We start from the raw sequence: 14,080 nt of genomic DNA on the forward strand, positions 1-14,080 counted from the left end.
CCCCATTCATTTCACCTAGTAAGAATATTGCTAATTTTCATGATTGGGAGGCGCAAGTCATGCAAAAAGGTTCACTTGTTTATGAAGGAAAAGCAAAAAGGGTTTACAACACAGATGATGCATCTATCGTTTGGCTAGAATACAAAGATGCTGCTACTGCTTTTAATGGAGAGAAGAAAGCAAGTATTGACGGCAAGGGCCGTTTAAATAATGAGATTACTAGCTTGCTATTTTCAAAACTAAAGGAGCTTGGTATTGATTCTCATTTTGTGAAGCAAATTTCTCCGAATGAGCAACTTGTAAAGAAAGTGGACATCATTCCATTAGAAACTGTTGTGAGAAATACTTCAGCAGGCAGCTTTGCAAAAAGGCTTGGCGTGGAAGAAGGAAAACCATTAACAAGACCAATTGTCGAATTTTATTATAAGGACGATGATTTAGGTGATCCATTATTAACAGAGGACCATATAGAAATCATGGATTTAGCAACCGAAGAAGAAGTCGCATTTTTAAAAGAAAAAGCATTGAAAGTAAATGAAGTATTATCACAATTTTTTAAAGAGTTGGGCATCCGCCTCGTCGATTTTAAATTGGAATTCGGTAAGGATGCATCAGGTGCTATTCTGTTAGCAGATGAAATTTCACCTGATACATGCCGCTTTTGGGATTTAAAAACGAATGAAAAGCTCGACAAAGATGTTTTTCGTCGCGACCTTGGCAATTTAACAGATGCTTATGAAAATATTTTATCCAGACTGGGAGGAAAACTTCATGTATAAAGTAAAGGTGTTCGTCACATTAAGAGAGAGCGTATTAGATCCACAAGGAAATGCTGTTAAGCACTCCTTGCATTCCATGAATTACAACGAAGTGTCAGATGTGCGCATCGGAAAATACTTGGAGCTTTCGATTGAAAAGTCAGAGCGTCCTGTTGAAGAAGTAGTAAAAGAAATGTGTGAAAGATTACTTGCGAATGTCGTGATTGAAGATTATCGTTTTGAAATCGAGGAGGCTGTTGCTCAGTGAAGTTTGCTGTGATTGTTTTTCCAGGATCGAACTGTGATATTGACATGTATCATGCAGTAAAAGATGAGCTGGGCTGTGATGTGGAATATGTTTGGCACGATGAAAAAAGCTTAGATGGTTTTGATGGCATTCTATTACCGGGAGGATTTTCATACGGTGATTATTTGCGAAGTGGAGCCATTGCACGATTTAGTCACGTGATGAAGGAAGTGATTAAAGCGGCTGAGGCAGGGAAACCGGTATTAGGCGTCTGCAACGGTTTTCAAATTTTACTAGAAGCAGGCTTACTGCCAGGGGCGATGAGAAGAAATGAAAGCTTAAAATTCATTTGTCGTCCAGTTCAATTAAAAGTCGAAAACAATCAAACAATGTTCTCGCAAGGATATGAACAAGATGAAGTGATTACCATACCAGTAGCTCATGGTGAAGGAAACTACTATTGTGATGAAGTGACACTTGCTAGTTTAAAAGAAAACAATCAAATTGTTTTTACTTACCATGATGCCAACCCGAATGGTAGCTTAAGTAATATTGCTGGTATTACGAATAAAGCGGGCAATGTGCTTGGCATGATGCCCCACCCTGAGAGAGCGGTAGATGAGCTAATAGGTGGCGCTGATGGGTTAAAACTTTTTCAATCAATTGTGAAACAATGGAGGGAATCACATGTCGTTAATGCTTGAACCAAGTCCAGAACAACTAAAAGAACAACAAGTCTATAAGGAAATGGGTTTGTCAGATGACGAATTTGCAATGGTTGAAAAGATTTTAGGTCGCCTACCTAACTATACTGAAATCGGACTTTTCTCTGTTATGTGGTCAGAACATTGTAGCTACAAAAACTCTAAGCCTGTATTAAGTAAGTTCCCTACAAAAGGCGAGCATGTGTTGCAAGGTCCAGGAGAAGGTGCCGGAATTGTTGATATAGGAGATGAACAGGCTGTTGTATTCAAGATTGAAAGCCATAATCACCCATCTGCGATCGAACCTTATCAGGGGGCAGCAACGGGTGTGGGCGGTATTATCCGCGATGTATTCTCGATGGGCGCAAGACCTGTTGCACTCCTCAACTCTTTACGCTTTGGAGAATTGGATACTCCTCGTGTTCGCTACCTTTTTGAAGAAGTAGTAGCGGGGATTGCTGGATATGGTAATTGCATAGGCATTCCAACAGTCGGTGGAGAAGTGCAATTTGACGCTTCCTATGAAGGGAATCCACTTGTTAATGCGATGTGTGTCGGCTTAATTGATCATAAAGATATTAAAAAAGGGCAAGCGCATGGGGTAGGTAACACAGTCATGTATGTGGGAGCCAAAACTGGACGTGATGGCATTCACGGTGCTACTTTTGCTTCTGAAGAATTAACGGATCAATCAGAGGAGAATCGTCCGGCTGTTCAAGTAGGTGATCCATTTATGGAGAAGTTGCTATTAGAAGCATGCCTTGAACTTGTAAAATCTGACGCATTAGTAGGGATTCAAGATATGGGCGCGGCAGGATTAACGAGTTCATCTGCAGAGATGGCAAGTAAAGCTGGTTCAGGGATAGAAATGAACCTAGACTTAGTTCCACAACGCGAAACAGGAATGACTGCTTATGAAATGATGTTATCGGAGTCACAAGAAAGAATGTTAATTGTAGTGACGAAAGGAAGAGAGCAAGAAATTGTTGACCTTTTCTCCAAATATGATTTAGAAGCAGTGGCAATCGGCCGTGTGACTGATGATAAACAACTACGTTTGATTCATAAAGGCGAAGTAGTGGCAGATGTACCAACAGATGCACTAGCAGAAGAAGCACCTGTATACCATAAGCCTTCCAAAGAACCAGCTTATTACCGTGAATTCCAGGCGATGGAAAATGATATTCCCGCAGTTGATGATCATAGAGAAACTCTAATGTCATTATTACAACAACCAACGATCGCTAGTAAAGAGTGGGTATATGACCAATATGATTATATGGTAAGAACCAATACAGTCGTAGCTCCAGGGTCTGATGCCGCAGTTATCCGTATCCGTGGAACGAAAAAAGGACTAGCGATGACTACGGATTGTAATTCACGCTATATGTATTTAGATCCTGAAGTAGGCGGAAAAATAGCTGTAGCTGAAGCAGCACGTAATATCGTTTGTTCTGGTGGCGCGCCGTTAGCAATTACGGACAACTTAAACTTCGGTAATCCGGAAAAGCCAGAAATCTTCTGGCAAATTCAAAAATCTGCTGATGGCATCAGTGAAGCTTGTCGTACATTAAATACGCCGGTCATTGGTGGTAATGTTTCATTATATAACGAAACAAACGGCACAGCGATTTATCCTACGCCAGTTATCGGGATGGTTGGTCTAGTGGAGGATATTGAGCATGTGACAACACAAGACTTCAAACAAGCAGGCGACCTGATTTATTTATTAGGTGATACGAGAGCGGAATTTGGTGGCAGTGAACTACAGAAGCTAAGCTACAAAAAAATCTTCGGGCAAGCACCAGCAATCGATTTAACAGTAGAAGCAGCCAATCAAGAAAAAGTCTTAACAGCTATTCACCAAGGGTTACTATCATCTGCACATGATCTTGCAGAAGGTGGGTTAGCAGTGGCAGTAGCTGAGAGTTTATTTGCGAATCAATTAGGTGCAAAACTTAAGTTAACTGGTGAAGCAACAACACAATTGTTCAGTGAATCTCAATCTAGATTCCTTCTAAGTGTGAAGAAGGAGAACAAAGAAGCATTTGAACAATTAACAAATGCTACACTCATTGGTGAAGTAACAAATGAGCAAGCACTTGAAATTACTGTAAACGACGAACTTGTAATCAAAGAGCAAACAGAAGTGCTAAATAAGGCGTGGAAGGGAGCTATACCAGCATGCTTGCAGAAATAAAAGGTTTAAATGAGGAATGTGGTGTCTTTGGTATTTGGGGTCATCCGGAAGCAGCACAGATTACTTATTACGGATTGCATAGCCTTCAGCATCGTGGTCAAGAAGGTACAGGTATTGTTGTAACAGATGGAGATAAGTTGAAGGGTGTAAAAGGAGAGGGCCTCGTCACTGAGGTTTTCTCTCAAGATGCTATTCAAGAACTAAAAGGAACTTCAGCAATTGGTCATGTCAGGTACGCTACTGCAGGTGGCGGGGGCTATGAGAATGTGCAACCACTTTTATTCCAATCACAAAATGGTGGTCTAGCTCTATGTCACAATGGAAATTTAACGAATGCTACAGCCCTTAAATATCAACTAGAAGCACAGGGAAGTATTTTTCAAACGAGTTCAGATACCGAGGTATTAGCTCATTTAATTAAACGAGGCGGTGTATCTTCTCATAAAGAGCGTGTGAAGAATGCCTTGTCCATGGTAAAAGGCGCTTATGCTTTCTTAATTATGACTGAAAATGAAATGATGGTTGCGGTTGATCCGAATGGTCTCCGTCCTCTATCTCTAGGCAAAATTGGGGATGCTTACGTAATTGCTTCCGAAACATGTGCTTTCGATATTGTCGGAGCTGAGTTTGTTCGTGATGTATTACCTGGAGAGTTATTAGTCATTGATGATAATGGGTTCCGTTCTGAAATGTTCGCAATGGCTTCAAATATATCTATGTGTGCGATGGAATATGTGTATTTCTCCCGACCAGATAGCAATATTAATGGCATCAATGTCCATACAGCGCGAAAAAATTTAGGGAAGCAGCTTGCTGTCGAGGTTCCGATTGAGGCAGATGTCGTAACTGGTGTACCTGATTCAAGTATTTCCGTAGCCATTGGTTATGCTGAAGCAACAGGGATTCCTTATGAGATGGGTCTCATTAAGAATAAGTATGTTGGTCGGACATTTATCCAACCATCACAGTCATTGCGGGAACAAGGAGTGAAGATGAAGCTATCACCTGTAAGAGGTGTTGTTGAAGGGAAACGAGTTGTCATGGTGGATGACTCCATTGTACGTGGAACAACGAGCCGCCGTATTGTGACGATGTTAAAAGAAGCAGGCGCGACTGAAGTACATGTAATCATCAGCTCGCCACCGATCAAAAACCCATGCTTCTATGGCATTGATACTTCAACAAAAGAAGAATTAATTGCTTCTGATCGTTCTGTAGAAGATATTCGCGAAATTATTGGTGCTGATACACTTACTTTTTTAAGTCCAAAAGGGATGATCGATGCCATTGGAAGAGAAGAAGAAGGCGAGACAAGAGGTCTTTGCTTAGCTTGCTTCACAGGGAAGTATCCAACGGAGATCTATCCAAGCACGCTACATCCGTACGAAAAAGTATAAATAATAAAGTAGCAACATGGTTTGCTACTTTTATTCTTAGAAATTAACAATACGTTTTGGTGCGAATACTTGGCGTATGATGCTAGATTGAAAGAATACCTGTTAATAAATTGGTGAGGTGGATAGGAATGGCGAATGCTTATAAACAAGCTGGCGTAGATATTGAAGCGGGTTACGAAGCAGTGAACCGTATGAAGAAGCATGTGGAGAAAACGATGAGACCAGGTGTAATCGGTGGTCTTGGCGGTTTTGGAGGCATGTTTGATTTGTCATCACTTGGCTTAAAAGAACCTGTGCTTGTATCAGGGACAGATGGTGTCGGAACAAAGCTGATGCTAGCTTTTATGATGAATCAGCATGACACAATTGGGATTGATGCCGTTGCTATGTGTGTCAATGATATCGTTGTTCAAGGTGCAGAACCTCTTTACTTCTTAGATTATATTGCTTGTGGGAAGGCTGAGCCAGAAAAGATAGAAGCCATTGTCAAAGGGATAGCTGACGGTTGTGAACAAGCAGGTTGCGCGCTTGTTGGTGGAGAAACAGCGGAAATGCCTGGAATGTACAGTGAAGAAGAGTATGATTTAGCGGGATTTTCTGTCGGTGCATGTGAAAAGAGTGATTTAATCGATGGTTCAAATATTCAAGAGGGTGATGTTTTAATCGGCCTTGCATCGAACGGAATCCATAGCAATGGTTATTCTCTCGTACGGAAGATATTTTTAGAGGATGCGAAACTCTCATTGCAAGAGTTTAGAGAGGAACTAGGGAGCACGTTAGGTGAAGAACTCCTAAAACCAACGCGAATCTATGTGAAATCAGTGTTATCGGCATTAAAGCAATTTGATGTAAAAGGCTTCGCTCATATTACGGGTGGCGGATTTATCGAGAATATCCCTAGAGTGTTACCTCAAGGCTTAGGAGCTGAATTAATCGAGGGTAGTTGGGAGATTCAGCCGATTTTCAAGCTGATGGAAGAAGTAGGTAAGCTTGAGCGTAAGGATATGTACAATATATTTAATATGGGCATCGGAATGGTGGCAATTGTTTCTGTTAAGGATGCTGAAAAAGTAGTCAATCACTTTAATAAGATTGGTGAAAAAGCAAGTGTGATTGGTAAAGTTACACAGCAAGAGGGGATTTCAATCCTTTAAATAGACGGAGGTTATCATGAAAAATATCGCCATTTTTGCATCTGGCAGTGGAACAAATTTTCAAGCGATTGTTGATGCCTTTAAAAACGATGAATTGCAGGTAGACATTAAACTACTGGTAAGTGATAAGCCAGAGTCTTACTGTATTCAACGTGCTGTAAATGAAGGGATTCCAACCTTTGCTTTTCGTGCGAAAGATTTTACGAGTAAAACAGCATATGAAGAACAAATATTAGTAGAATTAGAGAATGCAAACATAGATTTTATTGTTCTTGCAGGTTATATGCGTCTTATTGGGGATGTTCTTTTACGTGAATATGGCGGAAGAATTGTAAATATCCATCCTTCTTATTTACCAGCATTCCCTGGTAAAGATGCTATTGGACAAGCGCTTTCTGCAGAGGTGAAACAAACAGGTGTAACCATTCATTATGTAGACGAAGGGATGGATACGGGTCCGATTATTGATCAAAGAAAGGTAGCCATCCTACCAGGTGATACGAAAGAAGCATTGCAGAATCGAATTCATAAAGTAGAGCATCAATTTTATCCAGAAGTATTACAAAAGCTTTTAAACGAAAACGCCTAAGAGGAACATCTTACAGGGAGGAAAATGGACGATGAAAAAACGTGCGCTTATTAGTGTATCAGATAAAAATGGTGTAGCAGCATTTGCGAAAGAACTTCACGAATTAGGGTTTGAAATTGTTTCAACAGGTGGAACAAAAAAAGCAATAGCTGAAGCTGGGGTTCCGGTAATCGGTGTAAGTGATGTTACAGGTTTTCCTGAAATTTTAGAAGGAAGAGTAAAAACATTAAATCCGCTTATCCATGGTGGATTACTAGCTAAGTTCGATGATTCATCTCATCAAGCACAGTTAGAAAAACATCAGATTAATCCGATTCAAGTGGTATGTGTGAATCTCTATCCTTTCCAACAGACCATTGCTAAGCCAGATGTGACAGTGGAGGATGCAATTGAAAATATTGATATCGGTGGTCCTGCGATGTTACGTGCCTCTGCTAAAAACCACGCACATGTGACAGTTGTTGTAGATCCCATTGATTACGAAACAGTCATTACACAATTAAAAGAAAATGACATTGTAGATGCTGCAACCAAACGCAAGCTAGCAGCAAAAGTATTCCGTCATACAGCTGCTTATGATGCAATGATAGCTGAATATATGACAGAATTAGCAGAAGAAGAGCAGCCAGAAAAGTTGACAGTTACGTATGAATTAAAACAAGCATTACGTTATGGAGAAAACCCTCATCAAAAAGCTTCCTTTTATCGCAAACCATTAGGGTCGGTCTTTTCGATTGCTAACGCTACACAGCTACATGGCAAAGAGCTGTCTTACAATAATATTAATGATGCTGATGCAGCGTTACAAATTGTTAAAGAGTTTGACGGACCAGCTGCTGTTGCAGTAAAACATATGAACCCATGTGGTGTCGGTATTGGCACAGATATTTATGATGCTTTCTCTAAAGCTTTTGCAGCTGATCCTGTGTCTATTTTTGGGGGGATTATTGCCCTTAACCGTGAAGTAAATGCACAAACAGCAACGAAACTTCATGAAATCTTTCTAGAAATCATTATAGCGCCTTCTTTTTCAGCGGAAGCACTTGAGATTTTACAAGGGAAGAAGAATTTAAGACTATTAACTATTCCTTTTGAAGGAAACAAAAAGACGGAAAAACGTCTAACTTCTATTGAAGGCGGTTTATTAGCGCAAGATTACGATACTTATGGTCTTGAAGAAGCGAATATTACTGTGGCGACAACAAGAGAACCAACGGAGGAAGAGTGGCAATCACTCAAACTTGGCTGGAAAGTAGTGAAGCATGTGAAGTCGAATGCGATTGTTGTCAATAATAGCGACCAAACATTAGGTATTGGTGCAGGCCAAATGAATCGTGTCGGCTCTGCGAAAATTGCGATCGAGCAAGCAGGAAAAGCAGTTGAAGGAGCAACAATGGCATCCGATGCCTTTTTCCCAATGAATGATACAGTTGAAGCAGCAGCTAAAGCTGGTATTACGGCTATTATTCAACCCGGTGGTTCGATTAAAGATCAGGAATCGATTGAAAAAGCAAATGAGTATGGCCTGGCAATGGTATTCACTGGTGTGAGACATTTCAAACATTAAACTGGGGGAGAACATGAAATGAACGTATTAGTAATCGGTAGAGGCGGACGTGAGCATGCCATCAGTAGAAAGTTAAGTGAAAGCAGCCAAGTGGAAACAGTGTTTGTTGCACCAGGAAATCCAGGAATGGAAGATGTAGCAACGATTATTGATATTTCCGAGAACGAACAAGAAGAACTGATTGCTTTTGCGCTCGATAATCATGTTGAATTAACAGTTATTGGACCTGAAGTTCCTTTACTTGAAGGTTTGGCTGATAAGATGGAGGGAGCTGGACTTACTGTTTTTGGACCGAAAAGTCGAGCGGCTGAAATTGAAGGAAGTAAATCCTTTGCAAAAGAGCTCATGAAGAAATATGCCATTCCAACAGGAAGCTATGAAGTGTTTGATCAGTATGAGGCTGCAAGTGCTTATGTGAAAGAACAAGGAGCGCCAATTGTTATTAAAGCGGATGGATTAGCTGCTGGAAAAGGCGTCGTTGTTGCGATGACAGAAGCTGAAGCATTAGCAGCGTTAGCGGATATGTTAGTTGGAGAAAAATTTGGTAAAGCTTCTGCTACAGTCGTTATTGAAGAATTTTTAGCTGGTGAAGAATTTTCATTAATGGCTTTTGTTAATGGAGAGACAGTTATCCCCTTAGAAATTGCTCAAGACCATAAACGCGCTTTCGATGGAGATAAAGGACCAAACACAGGAGGAATGGGTGCTTATTCACCTGTTCCACATATCAGCAAGGAGACGGTTGAAACAGCGATTGAAACGATTTTAATTCCAGCTGCAGAAGCATTAGTTAAAGAGAATCGCAGTTTTTGTGGCGTTCTCTATGCGGGACTTATCGCGACAGAACAAGGGCCAAAGGTGATTGAATTCAATGCCCGCTTTGGTGATCCGGAAACACAAGTCATCTTACCTAGAATGAAGTCAGACTTATCCCATGTCATGTTAGAAGTAATTGCTGGACGTAAACCAGTGATTGAATGGGATGAGGAGGCAATGCTTGGGGTTGTGGTCGCAGCCAATGGTTATCCGGAAGCATATGAGAGTGGTGCCGAACTAAAAGGAATCGAAAAAGTAGCAGAAGAAGCATTTGTCTTCCATGCAGGAACGGCGAAAAATGCCCAAGGTGCATTCACAACAAATGGCGGCCGAGTCTTACTTGTTGGTAGCAAAGCAAATGACTTAGTATCTGCACAAAAGCAAGTGTATGATGCGCTAACGTATCTAACAACAGAAGAAGTTTTTTACCGCAGGGATATTGGCTATAAGGCGATAGCACATTCGACTATAGAAAAATAGATAGGGAAAATGAAAATGCCCCCCAAAAAAAATAAGGGGGCATATTTTTCATTCAAAATCAGTATCCTTTAATAACTTTTGCTCTTTTAAAAAATCCATAGGTGGTTTAAACTGGTGGTCAGAATCTTTTATATTCTCTTTCCCTTTTTCAAATAAGGCAATGATAGGACAATAGCGGACAATACCTTCTGCAACCTTCATTGCACCAAGTGAAATAAGAATGAGAAAGCGATCACTCCAAGGTTTCTTAACGAGCTTTGTGGCACTCCAAGCAATAATGGTTAATCCACAAGTAATACGGATTAATGCCTGAATGATACCAATATTGGGCTTAACATTCATAAAAGGACCTCCTTCACAAAAAATTAACAAATATTTGTTATTCTTTACTGCGTTAAAAAGTTATATATGTTATGATAATAGGCAACATGAATGCTGCTTCATTATCGTAAACGAAAAATAAAAATAGATAATTGTAGTTACCATAAAAGGAGGAAACAGAGTGCTAGAACAGCGATACCGTTGGAAAAACAAACATCTACGTGAACATGTATCTGTTCTAGATGGGCGTATTGCACCAACGATGTTACTGAAAAATGCTCGTTACTTAAATCAAGCAATTAAAAAATGGGTACATGCGAATATCTGGATTCTCGGTGATCGTATTGTTTATGTCGGTGAAAAGCTTCCTGACAAGTTAGAAGGCTGTGAAATTGTTGATTGTAATGGAATGACGCTTGTTCCAGGATATATTGAACCACATGCACATCCATTTCAGTTATATAATCCCCTTTCCTTTGCTCGTTATGCAGCGCAATTTGGCACGACCACTTTGATTAATGATAATATGGTGCTAGCATTACAATTAGAGAAAAAGAAAGCGTTTTCATTTTTGAAGGAAATGAGAAATATTCCTTCAACGATGTACTGGTGGTGCCGATTTGATGCGCAAACAGAAATTCAAAATGAAGAGACAACATTTTCGCATGGTAATATTAAATCTTGGTTAGAGCATGATGCAGTATTACAAGGTGGAGAGTTAACTGGCTGGCCAAAGTTACTCGACGGTGATGATTTAATGCTCCATTGGATGCAAGAAGCGAAAAGAATGAGAAAGCAAATCGAAGGTCATTTTCCTGGGGCGTCAGAAAAGACTTTAGCAAAGTTAATGCTGCTCGGGGCTGATTGCGACCATGAAGCGATTAACGGACAAGAGATTATGAATCGTTTGATGCAAGGATATACTGTATCGTTGCGCTATTCATCAATTCGACCTGATTTACCGCAGTTATTGGATGAAATGCATGAATTGGGCATTGATCATTATGAATCATTTATTTTTACGACAGATGGCTCCTCTTCATCCTTTTCCGATCAAGGGATTATTGATCAGATGATCCGAATTGCCCTTGAAAAAGGGGTACCGACAATAGATGCGTATAATATGGGTACAATTAACGTAGCTAAGTACTATAACATCCAACATCTGCACGGAAATATCGCTACAGGTAGAGTGGCTAATATCAATTTCCTAGAGAATGAAAGTAACCCAACGCCTGTTAGTGTGTTAGCAAAAGGTAAGTGGATAAGGAAAGATGGTGAAAATACACCATTTGAAGATAATATGCCATGGGAAGAGTATGGATTTGAACCGCTAGAAATGAACTGGGAGCTTACATCTCATGATATGCAATTTTCGATGCCGTTCGGTATTAAAATGGAGAGCGCTGTTATCACAAAGCCTTACTCATTAGCCATTGATATTTCCGGCGATGAGCTAAGTAGGGAGCATGACGAGTGTTTCTTCATGTTAATTGACCGCAAAGGCAAGTGGCGTGTAAATACGGTGATTAAAGGGTTTGCTAAGGAGCTAGACGGTTTAGCAAGTTCTTATTCTAATACCGGTGATATTATCTTAATCGGTAAAAGCAAGAAAGACATGATGAATGCTTTTAATCATATGAAAGAAATAGGTGGTGGAATTGTTATTTCTGAGCAAGGGAACATTGTTACAGAAATCCCACTTAAATTAAAGGGAATCATGTCGAATAAAAGAGTGGAAGATTTGATTGAAGAAGAAAGAACCTTATTAGCCTATTTGCGGGAAAGAGGTTATCGTTTTGCCGATCCAATTTATACATTATTATTTTTTTCCTCCACTCATCTCCCTTATATCAGGGTTACACAGCGAGGAATGTATGATGTCATGAATAAAACTGTACTCTTTCCAACTATGATGCGTTAAAATGTAAAAGAGGGTAATCATATAGTGATAAGGGGTGCATCATGCTGAACAAATGGGTGACTACGTCTCTCGTAGCAATACTTTTGGTGACAGGATGCAGCAAGAATGAAACAGTTGAGGATCCAGCAAACGAAGAGTTAAATGGTGAGGATCAAGGTGAAGAAAGTATGGATTCGCCTGAAGAAAAGACAGTCTATCCTCTCACAGGCATAGCTCAAGAGGGAAATGGGAATCAGCGTGCTATAGCAGTTATGATTAACAATCATCCGAAAGCAAGACCACAATCAGGATTGACTCAAGCGGATATTGTTTATGAATTACTGGCTGAAGGTGAAGTCACGCGATTCCTTGCTATTTTTCAAAGTGAGCAACCGGATAGAGTTGGGCCAGTACGCAGTGCCAGAGAATATTATATTGAACTGGCGAAAGGGTTTAATAGTCTTTATATTGCTCATGGAAATAGTCCAGAGGCAAAGAAGATGCTTGCTGATGAATATGTGGATCATTTGAATGGCTTATACTATGACGGCACACTTTTTGAACGTGTGAGCGATCGCCAGGCACCTCATAATTCATATATTTCTTTTGCGCATATTGAACAAGGGGCTAAGGAAAAGAATTATGAGCTGGACGGGGCACCAGCTGCTTTTGCTCATTTAACTGACGAAGAAGCGGATAAACTGAGTGGCTCTGTGGCGGGAGAGATTGCAGTGAGTTATGGAAAAGATGAACGTTTTGATGTCACATATGATTATGATGAAACAACGAAAGCATACAAAAGATCTTCAGATGGTGAATGGACAACAGACTATGACACAGGTGACCCTGTGTTATTAAGCAATATTTTAATCATAGAAGCGAAGCATACAGTGATAGATGGAGAAGGCCGACATGACATTGATTTGACTTCAGGGGGGAAAGGTTATCTTATTCAAAGAGGTATGATGTCTGAAGTGAACTGGGTGAATAAAGAAGGAAGAATTTATCCAGTAATCGATGGAAAAGAACAACCACTTGCTCCGGGGAAAACATGGGTGAATGTCATTCCACAAGAGCCAGGAATCAATCAGTCGGTAACAATTAACTAAAAAATGAAAAAGGGGTAAATATTATGCAAATTAATAAACTAAGAGGACAAGAATTAGATCAATTATTTCAGGCGGTATTATCACTAAATGATTTAGACGAATGTTATCGATTTTTTGATGACTTATGTACTGTGAACGAGATCCAATCATTAGCGCAAAGACTAGAAGTAGCTCGTATGCTTAGAGAAGGAAAAACTTATCATAAGATTGAAACAGAAACAGGTGCAAGTACTGCAACAATCTCCCGTGTGAAACGTTGCCTAAACTACGGAAACGATGCCTACGAAATGGCATTAGAAAGAATTAAAGAAGAAGAAACAACAGAAAAATAATAGAAACCACAGCAATGGAAACGACCGAACCGAGGGAATCAGCACCCACGGTTTTTTTGTTTTGGAACGGAGATTTAGGTACTAGTAGAAAAAGCGCGATTGAAATAAGAGAGAAAGTGAGTCAGAAACTGGACTTCATGAGGAAATTTGATTGGATTAAGGGAGAAGCGTCTCAGAAACTGGACTTTATGAGGAAATTTGATTGGATTAGAGGAGAAGCGAGTCAGAAACTGGACTTTATGAGGAAATTTGATTGGATTAGAGGAGAAGCGAGTCAGAAACCGGATACCAAGAGGAAATTTGGTTGGAATAGGTGAGAAGCGAGTCAGAAACTGGACACCAAGAGGAAATTTGATTGGATTAGAGAAGAACCGCGTCAGAAACTTGGAACCATGGTGAAATTTGATTAGATTAGGTGAGAAGCGAGTCAGAAACCTGAACCCAAGGAGAAATCTGGTTGGAATAGAAGAGAAACGGCTCAGAAACCCGGTCCCAACTGGAAA

General features: G+C 40.1%; 14 protein-coding genes. 13 read left to right on the forward strand and 1 reads right to left on the reverse strand.

Annotated elements, in window-relative coordinates:
• Nucleotides 1-59: 59 nt before the first annotated feature.
• From purC to purD, 9 genes are all read left to right on the forward strand, one after another.
• The gene (gene purC / locus MHI57_RS18555; RefSeq protein ID WP_322910218.1) at nt 60-779 is read left to right on the forward strand and encodes a phosphoribosylaminoimidazolesuccinocarboxamide synthase; all 720 of its coding nucleotides are present in this window, start codon (nt 60-62) and stop codon (nt 777-779) included.
• On the forward strand, nt 772-1,026 hold the full coding sequence (gene purS, locus MHI57_RS18560; RefSeq protein ID WP_095370721.1) for a phosphoribosylformylglycinamidine synthase subunit PurS: 255 nt from the start codon (nt 772-774) through the stop codon (nt 1,024-1,026). The genes purC and purS overlap by 8 nt, the downstream gene beginning before the upstream one ends.
• Entirely contained in the window at nt 1,023-1,709 is a 687-nt protein-coding gene (gene purQ, locus MHI57_RS18565; protein ID WP_322910217.1) for a phosphoribosylformylglycinamidine synthase subunit PurQ, read from the forward strand. Before purS ends, purQ begins: the two co-directional genes overlap by 4 nt.
• Complete coding sequence (gene purL, locus MHI57_RS18570; RefSeq protein WP_322910216.1) at nt 1,693-3,909, forward strand: phosphoribosylformylglycinamidine synthase subunit PurL; 2,217 nt, start codon at nt 1,693-1,695, stop codon at nt 3,907-3,909. The genes purQ and purL overlap by 17 nt, the downstream gene beginning before the upstream one ends.
• Nucleotides 3,894-5,306 carry an amidophosphoribosyltransferase gene (gene purF / locus MHI57_RS18575; RefSeq protein ID WP_095370719.1) on the forward strand — a complete coding sequence of 471 codons (1,413 nt, stop codon included), beginning with the start codon at nt 3,894-3,896 and terminating at the stop codon, nt 5,304-5,306. Before purL ends, purF begins: the two co-directional genes overlap by 16 nt.
• A 128-nt stretch (nt 5,307-5,434) precedes the next feature.
• Entirely contained in the window at nt 5,435-6,460 is a 1,026-nt protein-coding gene (gene purM, locus MHI57_RS18580; protein WP_095370718.1) for a phosphoribosylformylglycinamidine cyclo-ligase, read from the forward strand.
• Between the two features lie 16 nt (nt 6,461-6,476).
• Nucleotides 6,477-7,049, forward strand: coding sequence for a phosphoribosylglycinamide formyltransferase (gene purN, locus MHI57_RS18585; protein ID WP_095370717.1), 573 nt, complete (start codon nt 6,477-6,479; stop codon nt 7,047-7,049).
• A gap of 31 nt (nt 7,050-7,080) precedes the next feature.
• The gene (gene purH, locus MHI57_RS18590) at nt 7,081-8,616 is read left to right on the forward strand and encodes a bifunctional phosphoribosylaminoimidazolecarboxamide formyltransferase/IMP cyclohydrolase (RefSeq protein WP_307315343.1); all 1,536 of its coding nucleotides are present in this window, start codon (nt 7,081-7,083) and stop codon (nt 8,614-8,616) included.
• A gap of 18 nt (nt 8,617-8,634) precedes the next feature.
• Nucleotides 8,635-9,912, forward strand: a complete 1,278-nt coding sequence (gene purD, locus MHI57_RS18595) for a phosphoribosylamine--glycine ligase (RefSeq protein ID WP_340977708.1) — start codon at nt 8,635-8,637, stop codon at nt 9,910-9,912.
• 48 nt (nt 9,913-9,960) lie between these two features.
• Here purD and MHI57_RS18600 read toward each other — a convergent pair whose 3' ends face one another.
• A complete protein-coding gene (locus MHI57_RS18600; RefSeq protein ID WP_095370714.1) occupies nt 9,961-10,254 on the reverse strand; it encodes a YgaP family membrane protein in 294 nt (97 codons plus the stop codon).
• Between the two features lie 160 nt (nt 10,255-10,414).
• Between MHI57_RS18600 and MHI57_RS18605 the strand changes: the two genes are divergently transcribed.
• The 4 genes from MHI57_RS18605 to MHI57_RS18620 are packed head-to-tail and all read left to right on the forward strand — an operon-like array spanning nt 10,415 to nt 13,894.
• Complete coding sequence (locus MHI57_RS18605; RefSeq protein ID WP_180317018.1) at nt 10,415-12,157, forward strand: adenine deaminase C-terminal domain-containing protein; 1,743 nt, start codon at nt 10,415-10,417, stop codon at nt 12,155-12,157.
• A gap of 41 nt (nt 12,158-12,198) precedes the next feature.
• Entirely contained in the window at nt 12,199-13,245 is a 1,047-nt protein-coding gene (locus tag MHI57_RS18610) for a DUF3048 domain-containing protein (RefSeq protein WP_340977709.1), read from the forward strand.
• A gap of 23 nt (nt 13,246-13,268) precedes the next feature.
• Nucleotides 13,269-13,577: a YerC/YecD family TrpR-related protein gene (locus tag MHI57_RS18615; protein WP_095370712.1), complete on the forward strand. Its 309-nt coding sequence runs from the start codon at nt 13,269-13,271 to the stop codon at nt 13,575-13,577.
• Between the two features lie 14 nt (nt 13,578-13,591).
• Nucleotides 13,592-13,894, forward strand: a complete 303-nt coding sequence (locus MHI57_RS18620) for a hypothetical protein (protein ID WP_322910212.1) — start codon at nt 13,592-13,594, stop codon at nt 13,892-13,894.
• The last annotated feature ends 186 nt before the right edge of the window (nt 13,895-14,080 follow it).

Origin of the sequence: Cytobacillus sp. FSL K6-0129, assembly GCF_038007625.1 — a bacterium.
GTDB classification, from domain to species: Bacteria; Bacillota; Bacilli; order Bacillales; family Cytobacillaceae; genus Cytobacillus; species Cytobacillus kochii.